The organism is Streptomyces sp. NPDC002130, assembly GCF_040296465.1.
Classification (GTDB): domain Bacteria; phylum Actinomycetota; class Actinomycetes; order Streptomycetales; family Streptomycetaceae; genus Streptomyces.
The window spans coordinates 15,552-27,883 of the sequence record NZ_JBEOXI010000102.1 but is presented as its reverse complement, the minus strand read 5'-3'; the positions used below and the strand labels follow the sequence as shown (position 1 = coordinate 27,883).

Genomic DNA, 12,332 nt, shown 5'->3' with positions numbered 1-12,332 from the left:
CAGGCCCTTGACGATGGCGGGGATGTCGCGCTGCTTGCAGAAGTCGACGAGCAGGCCGTGGAAGGCCTCCACGCGGACGTTGCCGTACTCGGCGGTGACCCGGCGGATCAGGTCGATCCGCTCTTCGATCTCGAACAGGCCCTTCTTGGCCTGGTTGATCATCACCGCGACGTAGACCTCGTCGTACAGCCTGGAGGCGCGGGAGATGATGTCGAGGTGTCCGTTGGTGATCGGGTCGAACGACCCGGGACATACGGCGCGGCGCACTTGTGATCCCTCGCTCTCCGGTCCGGTCATCGTGCGTCTTCGCACGTAGAGGCGGCGCGACCGTACCAAAACGTTCCCTCGCCGTAGCGACGGGCCCGGAGGGGTTCGAAACCCTCGGGCCACCGGAATTCACCGCCTCTGGTGCTGCGCTCCACGGTGACGAGGGCTTCCTCGGCGAGCCAGCCTTCGGTGCGGAGTGTGAGGAGGATCTCCCGAAGATCGTCGTCCGTGACGGCGTAGGGCGGGTCGAGGAAGACGAGGTCGTACGGGTCGCCGGGGGGTGCCGTGCGGATGATCTGTTCTGCTTTGCCTGATCTGACCTCGGCGCCGGGGAGTCCGAGGTTTTTCACGTTCTCGCGGACCGTACGCACGGCTTTGGCGTCGGCTTCGACGAGGAGGGTGTGGCCCGCGCCTCGGGAGAGGGCCTCCAGGCCGACGGCTCCCGATCCTGCGTAGAGGTCGAGGACGCGTTCGCCTTGCAGGGGGCCGCCGAGGAGGGACTGCCAGGTGGAGAAGAGGCCTTCGCGTGCACGGTCGGAGGTGGGGCGGGTGCCGGTGCCGGGGGGTACGGCGAGTCGACGTCCGCCGGCTGTGCCGGCGATCACGCGGGTCATCTGTGGTCCTTGGTCGTGGGCGGCTTCAGGTATCAGTGTGGCTGGTCGCGCAGTTCCCCGCGCCCCTTGAAGAGGGGCAGTCACCCTCACCCCTTTTCCAGGTACTGCTCCCTCTCCTCGTCCAGGAGGGCGTCCAGAGCCGTCCGCAGTGCCGGGAGGTGGGTCAGCTCCGGGTCGTTCGCGACCACAGCCGTCGCCTCCTCCCGCGCCTCCGCGATGATCTCCTCGTCCTCGATGACCGCGAGCATCCGGAGGCTGGTCCTGGCGCCCGACTGGGCCTGGCCGAGGACGTCACCTTCCCGGCGTTGTTCCAGGTCGATGCGGGAGAGTTCGAAGCCGTCGAGGGTGGAGGCGACCGCGCCCAGGCGCTGGCGGGCCGGGCTCGCCTCGGGCATCTCGGTGACCAGGAGGCAGAGGCCGGGGGCCGAGCCACGGCCCACGCGGCCGCGCAGCTGGTGGAGCTGGGAGACGCCGAAGCGGTCGGCGTCCATGATCACCATGGCGGTGGCGTTGGGGACGTTGACGCCGACCTCGATGACCGTCGTGGCGACCAGCACATGGGTCTCGCCGGCGGCGAAACGGCGCATGACGGCGTCCTTGTCGTCGGGGTGCATCCTGCCGTGGAGCACCTCGACCTTGAGTCCCTGGAGGGGGCCCTTGGTGAGCTGGTCGGCCACGTCGAGGACGGCGAGGGGCGGGCGCTTCTCCGCCTCGTCCTCCGGGGACTTCTTCTTCCCGGACTTCTTCGGGTCGTCCTCCTCGTCGCCGATGCGGGGGCAGACCACGTACGCCTGGTGGCCGTTCTCCACCTCCTCGCGGACCCTCTCCCACGCGCGGGACAGGAAGTGGGGCTTGTCGGCGGCCGGGACCACATGACTGGCGATCGGCGAGCGGCCGGCCGGCAGCTGGTCGAGGACGGAAGTCTCCAGGTCGCCGAAGACGGTCATGGCGACGGTGCGCGGGATGGGCGTGGCGGTCATGACCAGCAGATGCGGGGGTTGTTTGCCCTTGCCGCGCAGGGCGTCACGCTGCTCCACACCGAAGCGGTGCTGTTCGTCGACCACGACCAGGCCCAGGTCGTGGAACTGCACCTTGTCCTCGATCAGCGCGTGCGTGCCGATGACGATGCCGGCCTCGCCGGTGGTGAGGTCGAGCAGGGCGTGGCGCCGGGCGGCCGCCCCCATGGAGCCGGTGAGCAGCACCACCTTGGTGGCCTGCTCGGCTCCGCCCAGCATGCCGCCCTCGGCCAGCTCGCCCATCATCTCGACGACGGACCGGTGGTGCTGCTGCGCGAGCACTTCGGTGGGCGCGAGCATGGCGGCCTGACCACCGGCGTCGACCACGGCGAGCATGGCGCGCAGGGCGACCATGGTCTTCCCGCTTCCGACCTCCCCCTGCAACAGCCGGTGCATCGGATGGCTTGTGGCCAGGTCGTCGAAGATCTCGCGGGAGACGCGCTGCTGGCCGTCGGTGAGGGTGAAGGGGAGGCGGGCGTCGAAGGCGGTGAGGAGGCCGTCGGGGGCCGGTTTGCGGGGGACGGCGGGGAGTTGGGCGTCGGCGTGGCGGCGGCGGGCCAGGGCGACCTGGAGGACGAAGGCCTCGTCCCACTTGAGGCGGGAACGGGCGTCCTCGATGTCCGCCTTGGTGTGCGGGCGGTGGATCTTGAGGAGGGCTTCGGGGAGCGGGACCAGGCCGCGGCCCTGGCGCAGGGAGTCCGGGAGCGGGTCGACGGCCTCCTGGGCGGTGGGCAGGACCGTCTGGATCGCCTTGCCGATCTTCCAGGACTCCAGCTTTGCGGTGGCGGGGTAGATCGGGATCAGGGCGCCCGCCCAGGTCTCGACGGACTCCTCCGGGTCGCCGCGCAGCAACTCATAGGCCGGGTGGGCGAGTTGAAGACGGCGGTTGAAGACGGAAACCTTGCCCGCGAACATGGCGCGGGTGCCCGGCAGGAGTTCCTTGTGGGGCTTGTGGACGCCTGCGCCGAAGAAGACCAGTTGGAGCCGGCCGCTGCCGTCCGTGATCGTGACCTCCAGGCGCTGGCCCTTGCCGCGCGGGGCCTTGGCGGAGGCGAACGTGTGCAGGCGGGCGTCGGCGACCTGCGCGACCACCGTGACGTGCTCGTCCATGGGGAGGTCGGCGAGGTGGGTGAGCTGGCCGCGCTCCTCGTATCTGCGCGGGTAGTGGTGCAGGAGGTCGCCGACGGTGAGCAGGCCGAGGTGCTCGGCCATCACCTTCGCGGTGGCGGGGCCGAGCACCGACTTCAGCGGCTGTCGCAGGGGTTCTTCCTGTGCGGGCACGAGATCCATTGCACACCACGCCACTGACAATGGCTCCCAGGCCCGCGGCCGGATCGCCGTAAAGATCCCGGAAACCCCTGGTCAGGCGGCTCGCCAGGGCCTTAGGATGACGCGCCCCCGGCCCTCTTCGCGGTCACCGCCCCACCGGGACCGCCCTACCCCGCGCCGTCGCGAGTCCCCCACCGGCGCCGTGATGATGGACTCCCAGACCTCACAGCCCTCCCAGGCACCCCATTCGCCCCCGCCACCCCATACCTTCCAGGTCGACCTGCGCGGTCTGGTGGACCTGCTCTCCCACCACCTCTACTCCAGCCCCAAGGTGTACCTGCGGGAGCTGTTGCAGAACGCCGTGGACGCCATCACGGCCAGACGCGCTACGGAACCCGACGCTCCGGCCCGGGTCCGGCTGCATGCCGAGGGCGGTGCCCTGCGCGTCGAGGACACCGGCGTGGGGCTCACCGAGGCGGACGTGCACAGCCTGCTGGCCACCATCGGGCGCAGCTCCAAGCGGGCCGAGGGGCTCGAAGAGGCGCGGTCCGACTTCCTCGGGCAGTTCGGCATCGGGCTGCTGGCCTGTTTCGTCGTCGCCGAGCGGATCCGGGTCGTCAGCCGCAGCGCCCGTACGCCCGGGGCGCCGCCGGTGGAGTGGACGGCGTCCGACGACGGTTCGTACACGGTGCGGACACTGCCGGACGCCGAGCGGCCCGAACCGGGCACGACCGTGCACCTGGTGGCCCGTGCCGGTGCCGCGGAGTGGCTCGCGCCCGAGCGGGTCGAGGCGCTGGCCCGGGACTTCGGGTCGCTGCTGCCGTACGACGTCCGGGTCGGCGACGAGGCGGTCACCGACCTCCCTGCGCCCTGGGACCGTCCGTATCCGGGCCCGGCCGCCCGTCGCGTCGCCCTCGCCCGGCACTGCCACGACCTGTTCGGCTTCGCCCCGCTGGACACGATCGACCTGTCCGTGCCGCTGGCCGGAATCCGGGGGGTGGCCTACGTGCTGCCGTCGGCGGTGAGTCCGGCCCAGCGCGCGGTTCACCGGGTGCACCTCAAGGGCATGCTGCTGACCGAGCGGGCCGAACAGCTGCTGCCCGACTGGGCGTTCTTCGTGCGTTGCGTCCTCGACACGGACAGTCTGCGGCCCACGGCGTCACGCGAGTCGCTGTACGAGGACGAGACGCTGGCCGGGGTGCGGGAGGCGCTGGGCGAGCGGATCCGTGCCTGGCTGACGGGGCTGGCGGCCGGTGATCCGGACCGGCTGGCCGCGTTCCTGTCGGTGCACCACCTGGGTGTGAAGTCGCTGGCCAGGCACGACCGGGAGATGCTGCGCACGATGCTGCCGTGGCTGCCGTTCGAGACGACCGACGGGCGGCTGTCCCTGGAGGAGTTCGCGCAGCGGCATCCGGTGGTGCACTTCACGCGGACCGTCGAGGAGTACCGGCAGGTCGCGCCGATCGCGTCCGCGCAGGGCATCGGCGTGGTCAACGGCGGCTACACGTACGACAGCGAGCTGGTGCAGGCGCTGCCGTCGGTGCGGCCGGGCACCGTGGTCGCCGAGCTGGACGCGGAGACGGTCACCGCGCACCTGGACGCGGTCGACCCGGCCGAGGAGCTGGCCCTGTCCGGCTTTCTGGCGGCGGCCCGGGCACGGCTCGACCCGCTCGGCTGTGACGTGGTCCTGCGGGCCTTCCACCCGCTCTCCGTGCCCGCGTTGCACCTCGACGACCGGGACGCCCGGCACGAGCAGGCCCGGGCGGACGCCGAGGAGCGGGCCGACGACCTGTGGGCGGGCATCCTCGGCTCCCTGCGCGGCAGCGCACCCCGCGCGCGCCTTGTGCTCAACCACCTCAACCCGCTCGTGCGGCGGATCGGCGCGCTCCCTGACCCGGAGTTGATCGGCACCGCCACCGAGTCGCTGTACGGGCAGGCGCTGCTGATGGCGCAGCGGCCGCTGAGGCCGGCCGACTCGGCCCTGCTCAACCGCGCGTTCATCGGCCTCCTGGAGTGGGCCACGCACAGCGAGGACGGTCAGGCATGACGGAGATCACCGACTTCGACGCCCTGCGCGAGGCGATGGCGGAGAACTCCGGGCAGCCGGAGGGGCCGGCCCGCAACGCCCGCGCGGAGGAGCTGCTGACGGCGGCCGAGAAGCTGGGCATCCCGCTCGCCGTGATCGAGGCCCTCGGCCACCAGCTGAAGGTCTACAACTACAGCTCCGAGAAAGGGAAGATGTTCGTCCCCTTCGCGCGGCTGCTGCGGATGTGGGACGAACGGCCCGAGGACTTCGACGAGTACGAGACCCACTCGCTGCACTGGGTCTTCAAGTGGGTGTCGGCCGGCATGCTGGACCAGCCGCACATCCCGCTCGCGTCGATCGAGAAGTGGCTCGGTGAGATGGAGCACCGCTACCGGCTCGCCGGGCACTCCGAACGGGCCGTGCGCAGCGCCGAGCACAGTGTGGCCGCGCACGTCGGGGACGTGGCGCGGGCCGAGCGGGCGTACGCCGCGTGGCTGGCCGCCGACCGGGACGCCATGGCGGACTGCCACGCCTGCGAGTTGCACGGACAGGGCTGGTGGCAGGCGGAGCGGGGCCGGGACGCGGAGGCCCTGGAGCTGTGGCGGCCGGTGCTGGAGGGCGAGTACACCTGCGCTCACGAGCCGCACACGGCCTTCGCGTCCTCCCTGCTGCCGCTGCTGCGCCTGGGTCGCCTGGACGAGGCCCGGGCGGGCCACCTGCGGGGCTTCCGGCTCGTCCGGGCGATGGAGAGCATGCGCGGTGCGTACGCCGAGCACGTGGAATTCTGCGCGCTGACCGGCAACGAGGCCCGGGGCCTGGAGCTGCTCGCGGAGCGGCCGGCGTACTTCACCGACGACGGGCATCCGCAGAGCAGGCTGGACTTCATGAGCGTGGTGGCCCTGCTCATGGACCGGCTGACGGGGCTCGGGCTGGGCGAGCGGCAGGTGCCGGGCCCGGCCGGGCGGGAGTGGACCGCCCGCGAACTCGCCGCGCACGCGCGCGGGGAGGCCCTCGCCCTGGCGGCGCGCTTCGACGAGCGCAACGGCACGGCGCACGTGAGCGACCGGGCACGCGCGCGTATGGCGCGGCAACCGCTCGTGGAACGGCTGCCGCTGGGCGTGCGGTCGGTACGGCCGGCTCCCCCGCCCGTTCCCTCCGCCGCTCCGGTCCGTGTCACCGGGCAACCTGATCTGCCCGCCCTGCTGGAGGAGGCACGGCGGCTGTCGGACACCCTGCGGCCGAACGCCGTGGAGGCGTGGGCGGCGGCCGCCGAGGCCGCCGAAGACGCCGAGTTGGACCCGCGCGACCGTGCCGAGATGGCCGACCACGAGGCGATGTCCCTCGGCGCGGAGGGCACCGAGCTCTTCGAGCGGGCCGCAGACCTCTACGCCGAGGCGGGCGACCCGGGCGAGGCTCTCGCCGCACGCGCGCGTGGGGCGTACGTCCGTGCGCTCGCGGGTGACGTGGACGGCGCCGTCGCGGCGGTGACCGGCCCGTACGACGAGATCCTCGCGCTGTACGCCGCGGGGGGCACGGAGATGCGGCAGACGGCGTCCGTCGTGATGAGCCGGGCCCGGATCCTGACCCGCCGGGCGCACGAGGGCGAGGGCGAGGGGGCCGCTCGCGCCGAGGCCGAGGCCGCCGTACGTGAGGTCCTCGCGCTCGTCGACGGCCGGACCGGCAAGGACGTACGGCTGGCCGCGCGGGTCGCCGAGGCGCAGGCGATGCTCGGTGAGCTGGCGGGGCTCGCCGGGGATCTGGAGAGGGCCGCGGAGCTGTTCGCGCGGGGCGCGGCGGCGTTCGTCGCGGCGGGGCTGCCGTGGTACGCGGTGGAGTACGAGGCCCGCCTGGCCTCCCTGGCCCACCATCTCGGCGACGCGACGGGGACCGAGCGGGCACTGCGGGCGGCCCTGGAGCACGGCGGAGCGCACCTGGAAGCGCCCGGGCGGGCCCAGCTGCACCTCCAGCTCGCCGAGGTCCTCGGTGGCCGGGGCGATGCCGTGGCGGCCGCCCGGCACGCCCTGGAAGCCGCCCACTGGGCCGACGAGGCGGGTGAGTCGGCGACGCTGGGTGCCTGGGCGCGACAGCAGCTCGGCGGGTTCCTGCTGCGGCAGGGGCGGTGGGCCGAGGCCGCGGAGGTGCTGGAGTCGGCGCTGCCCGACCTGACCGCCGAGACGCACGGCGACGGGGCGGTCGTGCAGACGCAATGGTGGCTCGGCGACTGCCTGAGCGAGCTCGGCGAGCACCGCGCGGCCGCCGAACACCGTCTGCAGGCCGCCGAGATCGCCCGGCACTGGCCCGAGCAGCACGACCACGCGACCCTCGCCCACCTGGCCGGGGAGTCCCTCGGGCAGGCCGGACTGCCCGTCGAGGCGGACCGGGCCTACGCCCGCGCGGGCGAGCTGTGGCGCGCGCTCGGCGACACCCCCGGCCTGATCCGCTCCCTGCGCGCCCGTGCCTGGCTGGCGTTGGAGACCGAGGGCGGGCCGGACGAGGCACGTGCCCTGATGACGGAGGCGATCCGCGCGTGCGAGACGGCACGGGAAGCGGCACCCGACGAGGAGTCCCGGCATAAGCTCGTCGCGGAACTCGGCGACACCCACCGGCAGTTCGCCGACCTGCTGACGCGATCCGTCTCCGAGGGCGCCGAAGACCCCGCCGTCCGGGTCGTGTTCGAGGAGGCCCTGTCCCGGTTGCAGCGATCCGTCGAGGTGTTCGCCTCACTCGGGGAGGGCGCCCTGCACAGCCGGACCGGCGCCGAACTCACCGCGGGCTGGCTGGAGATCGAGCTGGACCGCCCGGCCGACGCGAGGACACGGGCGCGCACGGTGCTGTCGGCCTACGACGGCCACGACGACGCCGAGACCGACGCCGACGCGGGGACCGAGGGCGAGGGCCGCTCGGCGGTGCGGGCCCGGCGGGCGGAGGCGGAGCACATGCTCCGCGTCGCGTCGCAGGACTGATCGCCGGTACCGCTCACTCCACGCCGATGAGGAGCAGGGCCCCCTGCCGTCCGCCCCGGTACAGCACCGTGTCGACGGCGAGGTACCCCTCGCGGACCCGGCTCTCGAGATGCGCGGCGACGGTGTCGGGGACGTCGTCGCCGAGGACCAGGGTGACCATCTCGCCCCCGGCCGAGAGCATGCGGTCCAGGACGGTCTCGGCGGTCACCGCGACGTCCGAGCCGATCACGGCCACGTCCCCGTCGATCAGGCCCAGGACGTCGCCGGCCTGGCAGATGCCGGCCATCGTCCAGGACTGCCGTTCGGCGACGGTGACCTCGGCGTAACGGGTGGCCCCGGCGGCCGAGGTCATGGCCACGACGTCCTCGTCGAAGCGGCGGTCCGGTTCGTGGACGGCCAGCGCCGCGATGCCCTGGACCGCCGAGCGGGTCGGGATCAGGGCCACCCGGATGCCCTCCGCGCGGACCTGCTCGGCGGCCGCGGCGGCGGTGTGGCGCAGGTCGGCGTCGTTGGGCAGCAGCACGACCTCGCGCGCGTGGGCCCGCCGTACGGCCTGGACGAGCTCGCCGCTCGCGGGCGGCTCCCCGGGGCGGGCGAGCACGGTCGTCGCACCGGCCTCGGTGTACAGCCCGGCCAGGCCCTCGCCGGGCACGACGGCCACGACCGCCCGCTCGGCACGCTCCCGGGGCGGCCGCTCGGCGCCGGTGGTGTGCACGTCACCGGCACCGAAGTGTGTGATCCGGATGCGGTGGGGCCGCCCGGCCTCGATGCCGGCCTCGACGGCCGCCCCGGCGTCGTCGACATGGACGTGGACGTTCCACAGCCCGTCGCCGCCGACCACGACGAGGGAGTCACCGAGGGCGTCGAGCCGCCCCCGCAGCCGCTCCACGGCCGTGTCCCCGGCCTCCAGGAGGTAGATCACCTCGAAGGCGGGCCCCTCCTCGCCGGGCACGGCGGCGGCGTCCGTGCACTCGCCCGGGACGCCATCGCCGGGCGCTGGGCCCTGGACGGGATCCACGCGCGCAGGGGAATCCCGTCGAGGGCTCCGCGCCTTCTCCCCCGTCAACGTCTCCACCAGCGCCCCGAGCACCGCGACCAGCCCCCGGCCACCGGCGTCGACCACCCCGGCTCGCTCCAGGACGGGAAGCCGGCCCGGGGTCTCTGCGAGGGCGGTGCAGGCGCCGTCGTAGGCCGCCCGGGCCACGGTTCCGCAGTCGCCCTCCGCACCGTCGACGGCGTCGGCGGCGGCCGAGGCGACGGTGAGGACGGTGCCCTCGACGGGATGGGCGACGGCTTGGCGGGCGGAGTCGGCCGCGCGGCGCAGGGCGAGCCGCAGGTCCCGGCCGTCGGCGTGATCGATGTCGCCGTCGGCCAGCACCTGGGCCATGCCGCGCAACAGCTGGGCGAGGATCGTCCCGGAGTTCCCGCGGGCGCCGATGAGCGCACCGTGCGCCATCGCCCGGGCCGCGTCGGCGAGCGTCGGCCCCCCGGAGCCCGTGGCACCGGAGCCGGTGGCACCGGAGCCCGCGGCGCCCGGGCCGCCGGCAATTTCGGATCCCGCCGCGTGCCCCGCGAACACCGCCTCGACGGCCGCGACCGCGGACTCCACGGTCAGATAGAGGTTGGTGCCGGTATCGCCGTCCGCCACCGGATAGACGTTGATCGCGTCGATCTCCTCACGCGCCCGCCCCAGTGTCTCCAGCGCGAGACCGCACCAGGTGCGCACCGCGAGAGCATCGAAGAATGTCTGCGGCCCCTGCGCCACTACGCCTCCCTGAGCTGCCGGACGTGGCAGGCAGCGTAGACCCCGGGGCGGTGTTCACCGGAAGCGGGAGGGCGCCGGGCCCCTGAGCTGGCATGGTAGTTTCGCTCTACGGGTGCAGCCGTTGTATGCTGCTCCGGTTGCCCGATCTGATCGGGCCTTCCCCCTGGCAACGCCACTCAGATTTCGACCGGCTGCTCACAGCCCGAGAGTCCTGATCCCGGCCTGCCGGGATCAACCGTAAGTGCATCTGAAGTCTTTGGAGTGACCCGTGGCTGCCAACTGCGACGTCTGCGGCAAGGGGCCGGGCTTCGGCAACAACATCTCGCACTCGCACCGCCGTACGCCCCGTCGCTGGAACCCGAACATCCAGCGTGTGCGTACCGTGGTGGGCGGGACGCCGAAGCGCGTGAACGCTTGCACCTCGTGCATCAAGGCCGGCAAGGTCTCGCGCTGACGCTCAGCTAGCGCGCGGCCACTGCTGGTTGCTGCAGAGCCGGTCCACCTCTGGTGGGCCGGCTCTTCGCGGTGCCTGAGCGTCGGCGTCGTCAGCGCTTGGTGCCCGTCCGGAAGCGCCAGCCGTGATCCACCGGCCCGATCCCCCCGCCGAGCGCGAACCCGGCCGCGACGGCCCCTGTGACGTAGTCCTTCGCCGCCGCCACCGCCTCCGGCACGGACTGCCCCTTGGCGAGCCCGGAGGCGACCGCGGAGGCGAGGGTGCAGCCGGTGCCGTGGGTGTGGCGGTTGTCGTGCCTCGGCGCCCGCAGCCAGTGCTCCTCGGAGCCGTCGGTGAGCAGGTCGACGGCGTCCCCGGGCAGGTGGCCGCCCTTGATCAGCACCCAGCGCGGCCCGTACGCCAGTACGGCCGCGGCGGCGGTGCGCATATCGCGCTCCGCCTCGACCCGTACGCCGGCGATCTGGGCCACCTCGTCGAGGTTCGGGGTGGCGACCGTCGCCACCGGCAGCAGCTTCGTACGGACGGAGTCCAGCGCGGAAGCGGCGAGCAGGGCGTCGCCGTGCTTGGAGACGCCCACCGGGTCGACGACTGCCGGGGCGTCCGTCCCGGCGATCAACTCGGCGACCGCCTCCACGAGTTCCGCCGAGGCCAGCATTCCCGTCTTGACCGCCTGCACGCCGATGTCGTCGACGACACTGCGGTACTGGGCCCGCACGGCCTCCACGGGCAGTCCCCAAGCCCCCTGCACGCCCAGGGAGTTCTGCGCGGTCACCGCCGTGACGACGCTCATGCCGTGCACGCCGAGCGCGAGCATCGTCTTGAGGTCGGCCTGGATGCCCGCGCCGCCGCCGGAGTCGGAGCCCGCCACCGTCAGGACGCCCGGGATCATGACTCTATGTCCCCGAAGTGGTCCCAGCCGCCCTTGCTGGTCCACGGCGCCCCGTCGACCGTCACCTGGGGCAGCGCCGAGGGGTTGAGGACCTCGCCGATGACCTTCCAGCGGGCGGGCAGCTTCACGTCCGGCGGGAAGGTCGCCACGATCGCGTGGTCCTCTCCCCCGGTCAGCACCCACTGCATGGGGTCGACCCCGACGGCCTGCCCGATGTCGTTCATCTGGGACGGGATGTCGATCGCCCCGGAGCGGATGTCGATCCGCACCTTGCTCGCCTCGGCGATGTGCCCGAGGTCCGCGATCAGCCCGTCGCTCACGTCGCACATCGCGGTCGCCCCGAGCCCGGCGGCGGCCGGACCCGCGTGGTACGGCGGCTCCGGGCGCCGGTGGGCCTCCACGAACGCCCGCGGCGAGCGGAACCCCCGGGACAGCACCGCGTACCCGGCGGCCGACCAGCCCAGCCAGCCGGTCACCGCGACGCGATCGCCGGGCCGGGCGCCCGCCCGCGTCACCGGCTCCTGGTTGCGCAGATCGCCGAGCGCGGTGATCGACACCATGATCGAGTCGCCGCGTACGACGTCACCTCCGACCACGGCGGCGCCCGCCACCTGGCACTCGTCGCGCAGGCCGTCCATCAGCTCGCTCGGCCACGTCACCGGCAGCTCGGCCGGGACGACCAGGCCGAGCAGCAGCGCGGTCGGTACGGCGCCCATGGCGGCGATGTCGGCGAGGTTCTGCGCGGCCGCCTTGCGGCCCACGTCGTAGGCCGTCGACCAGTCGCGCCGGAAGTGCCGGCCCTCCACCAGGATGTCCGTGCTCGCCACGACCCTGCGGTCGGGCGCGGCCACCACGGCGGCGTCGTCGCCGGGGCCGACCCGGACCGCCGGGGTGGTGGTCAGACGGGAGGTGAGCTCCCTGATGAGCCCGAACTCACCGAGCTCACCAACAGTGCCCTTCATTGTCCTTTCGCCCCTTCTGTCCCTGTCCGTGCCCGGTCGCGAGGCATCTCGGTCCTCGCTACGGTCGAAGTGACCGTCAAGTTCTGCCGGACCTGCACCCCGGCGCG

The 12,332-nt window shown here is 73.2% G+C and carries 9 protein-coding genes; 3 read left to right on the top strand and 6 right to left on the bottom strand.

Annotated features, from left to right (window positions below):
* From coaD to recG, 3 genes are all read right to left on the bottom strand, one after another.
* Window positions 1-267 (bottom strand): pantetheine-phosphate adenylyltransferase (gene coaD / locus ABT116_RS20520; RefSeq protein ID WP_351635746.1); only part of this gene is annotated, 267 nt, incomplete at its 3' end.
* Window positions 268-293: 26 nt separating this feature from the next.
* Complete coding sequence (gene rsmD / locus ABT116_RS20515) at window positions 294-881, bottom strand: 16S rRNA (guanine(966)-N(2))-methyltransferase RsmD (protein ID WP_351635738.1); 588 nt, start codon at window positions 879-881, stop codon at window positions 294-296.
* An 86-nt stretch (window positions 882-967) separates the two neighbouring features.
* The gene (gene recG, locus ABT116_RS20510) at window positions 968-3,187 is read right to left on the bottom strand and encodes an ATP-dependent DNA helicase RecG (protein ID WP_351635735.1); all 2,220 of its coding nucleotides are present in this window, start codon (window positions 3,185-3,187) and stop codon (window positions 968-970) included.
* A 187-nt stretch (window positions 3,188-3,374) separates the two neighbouring features.
* On the opposite strand from recG, the gene ABT116_RS20505 reads away from it, so the two are divergent.
* On the top strand, window positions 3,375-5,213 hold the full coding sequence (locus ABT116_RS20505; RefSeq protein ID WP_351635742.1) for an HSP90 family protein: 1,839 nt from the start codon (window positions 3,375-3,377) through the stop codon (window positions 5,211-5,213).
* On the top strand, window positions 5,210-8,155 hold the full coding sequence (locus tag ABT116_RS20500; RefSeq protein WP_351635732.1) for a tetratricopeptide repeat protein: 2,946 nt from the start codon (window positions 5,210-5,212) through the stop codon (window positions 8,153-8,155). The genes ABT116_RS20505 and ABT116_RS20500 overlap by 4 nt, the downstream gene beginning before the upstream one ends.
* 13 nt (window positions 8,156-8,168) lie before the next feature.
* Here the strand turns inward: ABT116_RS20500 and ABT116_RS20495 are convergent, their stop codons facing one another.
* A complete protein-coding gene (locus ABT116_RS20495; RefSeq protein WP_351635729.1) occupies window positions 8,169-9,920 on the bottom strand; it encodes a DAK2 domain-containing protein in 1,752 nt (583 codons plus the stop codon).
* A 268-nt stretch (window positions 9,921-10,188) separates the two neighbouring features.
* Here ABT116_RS20495 and rpmB point away from each other — a divergent pair, with 268 nt between their 5' ends.
* Window positions 10,189-10,374: a 50S ribosomal protein L28 gene (gene rpmB / locus ABT116_RS20490; RefSeq protein ID WP_004924906.1), complete on the top strand. Its 186-nt coding sequence runs from the start codon at window positions 10,189-10,191 to the stop codon at window positions 10,372-10,374.
* A gap of 91 nt (window positions 10,375-10,465) precedes the next feature.
* Here rpmB and thiD read toward each other — a convergent pair whose 3' ends face one another.
* Window positions 10,466-11,263 (bottom strand): bifunctional hydroxymethylpyrimidine kinase/phosphomethylpyrimidine kinase, encoded by a 798-nt coding sequence (gene thiD / locus ABT116_RS20485; RefSeq protein WP_351635727.1) that lies wholly within the window; start codon window positions 11,261-11,263, stop codon window positions 10,466-10,468.
* Entirely contained in the window at window positions 11,260-12,225 is a 966-nt protein-coding gene (locus tag ABT116_RS20480; RefSeq protein WP_033313188.1) for a thiamine-phosphate kinase, read from the bottom strand. Before ABT116_RS20480 ends, thiD begins: the two co-directional genes overlap by 4 nt.
* Between the last annotated feature and the right edge of the window lie 107 nt (window positions 12,226-12,332).

Bases quoted from the DNA above. Each gene is read 5' to 3' on its own strand.
- rsmD (WP_351635738.1), bottom strand. From the start codon at position 881: ATGACCCGCGTGATCGCCGGCACAGCCGGCGGACGTCGACTCGCCGTA.
- recG (WP_351635735.1), bottom strand. From the start codon at position 3,187: ATGGATCTCGTGCCCGCACAGGAAGAACCCCTGCGACAGCCGCTGAAG.
- ABT116_RS20505 (WP_351635742.1), top strand. From the start codon at position 3,375: ATGGACTCCCAGACCTCACAGCCCTCCCAGGCACCCCATTCGCCCCCG.
- ABT116_RS20500 (WP_351635732.1), top strand. From the start codon at position 5,210: ATGACGGAGATCACCGACTTCGACGCCCTGCGCGAGGCGATGGCGGAG.
- thiD (WP_351635727.1), bottom strand. From the start codon at position 11,263: ATGATCCCGGGCGTCCTGACGGTGGCGGGCTCCGACTCCGGCGGCGGC.
- ABT116_RS20480 (WP_033313188.1), bottom strand. From the start codon at position 12,225: ATGAAGGGCACTGTTGGTGAGCTCGGTGAGTTCGGGCTCATCAGGGAG.